The sequence below is a fragment of the Sporomusa sp. genome (genome assembly GCF_057736855.1).
On record NZ_JBYKYF010000209.1, the window covers coordinates 4,888 to 5,528 of the forward strand.

Genomic DNA, 641 nt, shown 5'->3' on the forward strand with positions numbered 1-641 from the left:
AGCTCCGAATTGTAACCTTCCCGAATAATGCCACCTTCGCGAACACTAAACGGAGGATTATCGACGATGGCTGCTGCAATCATCTGAGTTACATCACTATGTGTTTTGATTGCTTGTCCAATTTCTGTAAGTAATTCTGCTTGACAATCCTGAAGTTTAGTTTTGATCTCAGGCAAAACTGACAATGATATTTTTAGTGCTGTCAAATCCCGTGCATTGGCACTGCCTACTTCGATTCGGGTCAGAATGCGTTCAAAGTCATAAATTTTTCCAAGTAAATCCGCTAATACTTCACGGGTAGCCCCTTTATCGGAGAGATCGGCAATAGCATCCTGGCGTTTAAGAATAGCAACAGGGTTCAATAGCGGAAATTCCAACCATTTTTTGAGAAGCCGCCCCCCCATAGCAGTTTTAGTAAAATCTAGCACTGCCAATAAAGTATCTTTACGTCCTCCATCGCGCATGTTACGGGTAATTTCAAGATTGCGCAAAGTCGAGGTATCCATAACTAAATATTCTTGGGTATCCACACGTGTAAGCTTATTTACATGCGAAAGATCGGTTTTCAACGTATGATGCAAATAAGCAAGCAGATAACCAACAGCAACACGTCCTGCCAAACTGCCTGGTAATTCTTCGTC

The 641-nt window shown here is 42.3% G+C and carries 1 pseudogene; it reads right to left on the reverse strand.

Annotated features, from left to right (window positions below):
* Window positions 1-641, reverse strand: a pseudogene (locus AC29Z1_RS12760) (DNA mismatch repair protein MutS); the annotation flags it as partial.